This window comes from Deltaproteobacteria bacterium, assembly GCA_016178705.1.
Taxonomy (GTDB): domain Bacteria; phylum Desulfobacterota; class Binatia; order HRBIN30; family JACQVA1; genus JACOST01.
Genome location: JACOST010000011.1, coordinates 319,829 through 326,901 on the forward strand (window position 1 = coordinate 319,829; position 7,073 = coordinate 326,901).

Consider the following 7,073-nt stretch of genomic DNA (forward strand, 5'->3'; position numbering starts at 1 on the left):
TCTTGCGCCGGGCATCCGACTCCATGGCTTACGAGAAGTAGGTCCCCGTCAGCCGAAATTCCCGCCGAGGCAATCGCCTGCAGAACAGCAGCGCATCATTGGCGGGGGCGCCCACGGTGGAATCACCGAGGTAGACGCGCGAGGCCGACTCACAGTGACGCGCCCCATTTGCCCGGCGCGTCCGCGCGAAAGAGGAGCCCGAGGAGAAAACCGCGCTCGGTTTTCTCCTCGGAGGGGCGCAGGGGCGAAGCCCCGCATCCGGGGTCGTGCTGACCCGCCTCCAGTGGCAGCGCCGCTTGACAAACAAATGTTCGTTCGCGCAAATGGCGGCCCCAACGTTTGCGAAACTCATCGAGGCATCCCGTCATGGACTTTTCCTTCGCCGAGAAAGATCTGGCCTTCGCCGCCGAGGCGCGCGCGTGGCTAGAGGCCAACGTGCCGCCCGCGTGGCGCCGCGACCACGCGTGGACACGCGCAGAAGACCCAATGTGGTTGACGATCGCGCGCGAGTGGCAACGCAAACTGTTCGATGGCGGCTGGGCTGCTATCTCGTGGCCGCGCGACCTCGGCGGGCGGGGCGCCACCGTCATCGAGCGCTGGTTGTTCGAAGAGGAACTCGATCGCATCGGCGCGCCGCGCCCGATCGCCAGCAGCGGCGCCGTCGATCTAATCGGTTCCGCATTGCTCAAGCACGGCACCGACGCGCAGCAGCGCCGCTTCATTCGCCCACTGCTCGCCGCCGACGATCTCTGGTGTCAGGGCTTCTCCGAGCCGGGGGCTGGGTCCGACCTCGCCGGCTTGCGTACGCGCGGCGAACGCGATGGCGATCAGTTCGTCGTCAATGGCCAGAAGGTGTGGACCAGTCACGCCGACATCGCCGACTGGTGCTTCCTGCTCTGCCGCACCGAATTGGATCAGCCCAAGCACAAAGGCATCAGCCTGTTGCTGGTCGACATGAAGACGCCCGGCATCAGCGTGCGTCCACTCAAGCAAGCCACCGGCGACGCGGAGTTCTCGGAAGTGTTCTTCGACAACGTGCGAGTGCCGGCCGATCTGATGATCGGCGCGCCCGGCGCCGGCTGGCAAATCGCGATGGGCATCCTCGCGCACGAGCGCGGGCCGGTGTGGACCTTCACCTTCCAGCGCAGGATCCGTCGCAGTCTCGAACACCTCGTCCGCATCGCGCGCCACCAGGGCAACGGACTCGGCGACGCGCTCACGCGGCAACGATTGGCGCAGGCGCACATCGAAGTCGAGTTGTTGCGGCTGGTCGGCTATCGCAGCCTGACGCGCCTGCTCCGCACCGGTCAGCCCGGCGTGGAGAGCTCGATCGAAAAAATCCTCGGCAGCGAGACCGATCAGCGGTTGCAAGAACTCGCGATGGCGGTGCTCGGCCCCTACGGCAGCATAGGCGACGATCCGCGCGATCTCGATGCGCTCGCCATCGAGCGCGACTATCTCTACTCGCGCTCCGAAACCATCATGGGCGGCACCTCGGAGATTCAACGCAACGTCATCGCCCAGCGCATGCTCGGATTGCCACGCTAGGCACGCCGTCCTTGCAATGCTCCTTCACCCGTAGGGGCGACGCATGCGCCGCCCTCCGTGCTTCAACGATTCGGACCGGACTGGCGAAGGCTGACTCTCGCCGCAATCAGCTGGCGTCGGGCACCGCGAACCTGCTACACGCACCGCATGGATCTGCCGGTGATTGGCCAGCCCGCGCCCGATGCGACGTTCACCCGTCACGATGGCGAGGCGGTGTATCTCTCCGATTTCTGGCGCGCGCAGACCACAGTCTTCATTTTTCTGCGCCACTTCGGTTGACCCGTGTGCAAGCAGCATCTCGTCGAGATGCAGCGCGAGTACACCGCGATCCGCGCCCGCGGCGCCGAGGTCGTCGCCATCGGCCAAGGCACGACGGCACAAGCCGAACGCTTCTGCGGACAACTCGGCGTCAGCTATCCGTGTCTCGGCGATCCCGGGAAGGAGAGCTACCAATCGTTCGGCCTGCCGCGCGCTGGGTGGAGGGAAATTCTCATCGATCCCATCTTCGCCGGTAATCAAGCCGTACGTGAAGGCTACAAGGTCAGCATCCGCGGCTCGTTGCTGCGATCCTCCGACTGGTTCCAACTCCCCGGGCTCGCCATCATCGATCGCGCCGGAGTGCTGCGCTATCTCCATCGCTCAAAGCATTCGGGCGACTTGCCGGCGACGACCGACGTGTTGCTCGCGCTCGATTCGCTCTCATCCTAACCCGTCATGTCCGGATTTGAGCGGCGAGATCATGGTTGTCGCACCGACGGCACCCAGGTACGATCCGCTCACGCATTGAAGAGGAGGACCGCACAGTGTTTGTCGTCACCAATCGCATTCCCGTTTCCGCCGGCCATGAGGCCGATTTCGAAAATCGATTCCGTCATCGCGCCCATCTGATCGATCAGTCGCCGGGATTCATCAAGAACCTGGTGATGCGTCCGGTGCAGCGTCGTTTCAGTCACGCCAGCGGCCAGTGGGAGGAATCCAAGGAGCAAGGCTACTACCTGGTGCAAACCTACTGGGAGAGCGAGCACGCGTTCTGGGATTGGACCAAGAGCGAATCGTTCCGCACGGCGCACAGTAACCGGCCGCCGGCCGAGATGTTCGCCGGCCCCAACGTGCTGGAGATTCATGAGGTGGTGTTTTCTACGGAGGGATAGGCTGTTACGGTGTTACGGTGTTGGCTGCTAGTCGGACTACTGGGATCGCTAACGACGCCGGCTCAATCTGTGGCAGTGGCCGACCTCCCTGCCGTAGATCCGGCACGATTGGAGAAGCATGTGCGCACCCTGGCGCGGGAGTACTTCCCGCGCGATGCGCGACATCCAGGCAACCTCGACCGAACGGCAGTGTACATCCGGTCTGAATTTGAGCAGGCGCAGGCCCTTGTCTCCGAGCAAGCCTACGACGTAGACGATACGATCTACCGCAACGTGATCGCCGTCTTCGGCCCGGAGTCCACTGACCGCATCGTCATCGGCGCGCACTACGATGCCGCAGGTCCACTGCCTGGCGCGGACGACAATGCCAGTGGTGTCGCGGGACTGATTGAACTGGCGCATCTGCTCGGGCGCGTTCACTTGCCGAGGCGCGTCGAGTTGGTCGCCTACTCGCTCGAAGAGCCGCCGTTCTTTCGCACCGAACATATGGGCAGCACGATGCATGCCTCGGCGCTCAAGAGCGAAGGGGTTCGTGTGCGCCTGATGATCTCGCTCGAGATGATTGGTTACTTCAGCGACGCGCCGAACAGCCAAGAGTATCCCCTCGCTCTGATGCGCCCGTTTTATCCGTCGCGAGGCGACTTCGTTGCGGTGGTCGGCACACTAGGCGAGTTTTTCACGGTTCGCCGGATGCGGAACGCGATGCGAGCGGCCACGGTGCTGCCGGTCGAATGGCTCAGCGCGCCGCGAGTACTCAGTGATATCGACCTCTCCGACCAGATGAACTACTGGGAAGCGGGCTACGACGCGTTGATGGTGACCGATACCTCATTCTACCGGAACAAGCGCTACCATACTCCGGCCGACACACCGGAGACGCTCGACTACCGCCGCATGGCGCTGGTGGTGGTGGGCGTCTATTCTGCGGTTGTCGAGTTCGCTGAGTAACGCGACGTCTTCACGCTCGAACCCTTGGCCCTCGATCCCGCTCACCCTTGGTCGTCCGAACCCTCGAACCCTTGATCCCCTGAACCCTCGAACCTTTGGTCTTCGGGCACGCGCGCCCGATCTGCTGCAGAAGATCCCACATGTGGTAGAGCTCGGGATACACTAGCGGTTTGCCGCTGGTCATCAACGCGACCGCAGCCTGTCGCTCGGGATCGGCCCACGCCACGATGTTGGTGAAACCGAGATGGCCGAACGCGTAGCGGGTGTCGGAACCGAACGGGCTGAACCACTCGCCGCCAAGCATGAAGCCCATGCCGTAGCGGAACGGCAGGCCGAGCGTGAAATCGATCTCGAGGTACGACTGCTCACCGGTGGCACGGCGAATCGTGCGCGGCTCGAAGATGCGCACGCCGTTGAGCTCGCCGCCGTTGAGCAGCAGTTGATAGAAGCTGCTCAGGTCGCTGGCGGTCGCGATGATGTTGCCCGACGGCACGATGCCGATCAGGAAGCGCGGATCGTTCGCCAAGTCGGCGATGGCGGTGAACGGCACCCCCAGCGCGCGATTGAGCACGGTGGAGAGGGGCGGTAACGCGGGCGGACCGGTGAAGTAGTTGCGCGCCACCCGCGCGACGTCGGATTTGCGGACACCGTAGCTGAGCCAGCGCAACCCGAGCGGACGGCGGATCTCTTCGTCGAGCAGCGTCCGCACGGTCTTGCCGGTGACGCGGCGGACGACCTCGCCGAGCGCGAAGCCGCCGGTGATGGCGTGGTAGGCGAGCTGTCGCCCCGGTCGCGATGTCGGTTCCGCCGCGCATAGCAGCGCTACGATGCGGTCCCAGTCCGCGAGCAGATCGAGATCCATCGCTTCGGGCGGCAGGTTGGGAATGCCGGCGCGATGGGCGAGGACGTGGCGGATGGTGATCCATTGCTTGCCGTGCGTGCCGAACTCCGGGATGTACTCGCACACCGGATCGTCGAGCCGGATCAGGTTGCGCTGATCGAGCAAGTGAATCAGCATCGCGGTGATCGCCTTCGACGCTGAGAACACGTTGAATGGCGTCACCGGCGTCGCGAGGATCTTCGGCGCCTCGGGCTGATCGTGCGGCCCGTTGCCCGACGCGTGACCGATGGCGCGATCGATCAGCACCGCGCCACGGTGGCGCACGCACAACTGAATCGCCGGGTGCAAACCGCTCTGGTAGAGCTTCTCCACCGCGCCCCAAATGCCCGCAACCGCCGCGGGCTTCACGCCGACATCGCGCGGCTCCACCTCCGCTTGGCGATTGATCGCGGTCACCGACTCGAGCGAGGCGGGCACGCGGCAGGCGGTGACAAAGGGGAGACGCATTGCGGCACGTTTCGGAAGTCAACGCAGAGGCGCAGAGGCGCGGAGACGCAGGGAGAAATGGCGTTCGGTGAAGTTCACGTTTGACCCGTTCCGTCCACTTTCAATATCAGGCCAACGGCCGGGCGAGAAGAACAGTTTCACTGACTGCGATCATGTTTGCCTGAGTGCCCCGGCTTCGCACAAGAAGGCCCTCGATACGATCGCTTCGCGATCTACTCGGGCAAACGGATCTTGGGGTATCGCGAAAGAATATCCGCTTCTCCGAATAGCAGGGCCGAGTAGCACCGTCAGGCGTTTGCACGCCGTCTGTCGGAAAGAGACTTGTGGCTTCCTATATCGCTAGGGCGGGCGGCCCCGCCCGCTAGCGCCGACCCACCACCCAGAAGGAAAACCGCTTCCTCGAGTAGCAGACCGAGTAGACGCCCAAGGCGTCGTATCGAGGACAGCGTATCGAGGGGCCAAGTGTGCGCTGCCGCTCTTCCCGTAGCCGCGCGGAGATGGCAAGGTGCAGCGCGAGATTTCCGCTGGAGGATCATTTCTATGACGTGGCTGTTTCTGTTCGTGAGCCTGATCGGCGCCTGGCTTACTTACAACGCATATCGCCCCACGTTCGCGCCGCCGCGGCGCGCGACGATCAGTTTTTTTGCCGGCTGGCTAACCACCGAGCTGGCGTTGCACCACATCGCGTGGCAGCTCGTGATGACGCTGATCTTCATCCGTGTCGGCGCGCTCGCGGCGTGGCCCGGAAAACTGGGAATGCTGGTGACGTTGATTTCGTGGGCTGGGCTCTGGCGCTGCTACTGGCGCGCCAGCGAGACTGAAGGCGTCGTCGAACGCGCGCTGTGCGACAGACTCGGCGCCGGCTACCGCGCCGAGATTGCGCCCACCATCAGCGCCCAGTTCGCGCCCGCGGTCGATTGGAAACAGATTCTCCTGCCGTTTCCGCAGCGCCACCCGGAAGTCGAACGCATCCGTGACATTCAATTCACTCGCGCCGCCGGCATCAATCTCAAACTCGATGTCTATCGCCATCGCTCACGACGGACCGATTGTCCGACGTTGCTGCAGATCCACGGCGGCGGTTGGGTGATCGGCAGCAAGAACGAGCAAGGCCTGCCGCTGATGCTGCAGATGGCCGCGCGCGGCTGGGTCTGCGTCAGCGCCGACTATCGGCTCAGCCCGCATGCGACGTTTCCCGAACATCTCATCGATTTGAAGCGGGCGATCCAATGGATCCGCGAGCACGGCGCGGAGTACGGCGCCAACCCCGACTTCATCGTCGTCACCGGCGGCTCGGCGGGCGGCCACTTGGCCGCGCTGGTCGCGCTGACCGCCAACGATCCCGAGTACCAGCCCGGGTTCGAGTTGATCGACACGTCGGTGCAGGGCTGCGTGCCGTTCTACGGCGTCTACGACTTCACCGATCGCCATGGTGTGTCACACCACGACGCCTTGGCGGAGCTGTTGGAGCAACGGGTCATGAAGGCGTCGCTTTCCGAGGCGCCCGCGGCGTACGAGAAGGCGTCGCCGATGAGTCGCGTCCACGCCGACGCGCCGCCGTTCTTCCTTCTCCATGGCGATCTCGACACCTTGGTCCCCGTCGCCGAAGCGCGCCACTTCGTCGAGACCTTGCGCGCCCACACGCGCGCGCCGGTGGCGTACGCCGAGATTCCCGGCGCACAGCACGCCTTCGAATTGTTCCCGTCGCTGCGCACCGCCTTCGCCATCCACGGCGTCGAGCGGTTTCTCTCGTACGTGTACAGCAAGCATCTGCAGTCGCAGCGAGCGGACGATCGCGGCGCGGACATGCGCTCCGCGGCCGGATGAAGAAGTTCACCACAGAAACACGGAGACGCCGAGAAGAAGGAAGAATCGAGTTGGAACCGCAATGTTCCTGAAATCCGAAAATTCGAACCTTCCGTTATTCTCCTCAGCCATTCTCTGCGTCTGCCATGGTTCGGTTTGTCAAGGGGCGGGATGAAAGCCACACCTCTTCTCTGCGGGGGCGGCGGGGTGGTGGTCCGCGCGCAGCCGCACCGGGCCACTGGCGTTGATGGTTGTCTCCCGGTGAACCTCCC

The 7,073-nt window shown here is 64.0% G+C and carries 6 protein-coding genes; 5 read left to right on the forward strand and 1 reads right to left on the reverse strand.

From position 1 onward, the window contains the following. Window positions 1-366: 366 nt before the first annotated feature. The 4 genes from HYR72_07250 to HYR72_07265 all read left to right on the forward strand — a co-directional run bounded on the left by HYR72_07250 (window position 367) and on the right by HYR72_07265 (window position 3,647). Window positions 367-1,548: an acyl-CoA dehydrogenase family protein gene (locus HYR72_07250; GenBank protein ID MBI1814756.1), complete on the forward strand. Its 1,182-nt coding sequence runs from the start codon at window positions 367-369 to the stop codon at window positions 1,546-1,548. 282 nt (window positions 1,549-1,830) lie between these two features. After that, complete coding sequence (locus HYR72_07255; GenBank protein MBI1814757.1) at window positions 1,831-2,256, forward strand: redoxin domain-containing protein; 426 nt, start codon at window positions 1,831-1,833, stop codon at window positions 2,254-2,256. A gap of 95 nt (window positions 2,257-2,351) precedes the next feature. Continuing rightward, a complete protein-coding gene (locus HYR72_07260) occupies window positions 2,352-2,699 on the forward strand; it encodes an antibiotic biosynthesis monooxygenase (protein MBI1814758.1) in 348 nt (115 codons plus the stop codon). Between the two features lie 120 nt (window positions 2,700-2,819). Continuing rightward, the gene (locus tag HYR72_07265) at window positions 2,820-3,647 is read left to right on the forward strand and encodes a M28 family peptidase (GenBank protein ID MBI1814759.1); all 828 of its coding nucleotides are present in this window, start codon (window positions 2,820-2,822) and stop codon (window positions 3,645-3,647) included. A gap of 10 nt (window positions 3,648-3,657) precedes the next feature. Here the strand turns inward: HYR72_07265 and HYR72_07270 are convergent, their stop codons facing one another. Continuing rightward, window positions 3,658-4,995, reverse strand: coding sequence for a beta-lactamase family protein (locus HYR72_07270; GenBank protein MBI1814760.1), 1,338 nt, complete (start codon window positions 4,993-4,995; stop codon window positions 3,658-3,660). Between the two features lie 540 nt (window positions 4,996-5,535). Between HYR72_07270 and HYR72_07275 the strand changes: the two genes are divergently transcribed. Next, window positions 5,536-6,822 (forward strand): alpha/beta hydrolase, encoded by a 1,287-nt coding sequence (locus HYR72_07275; GenBank protein ID MBI1814761.1) that lies wholly within the window; start codon window positions 5,536-5,538, stop codon window positions 6,820-6,822. Window positions 6,823-7,073: the final 251 nt, after the last annotated feature.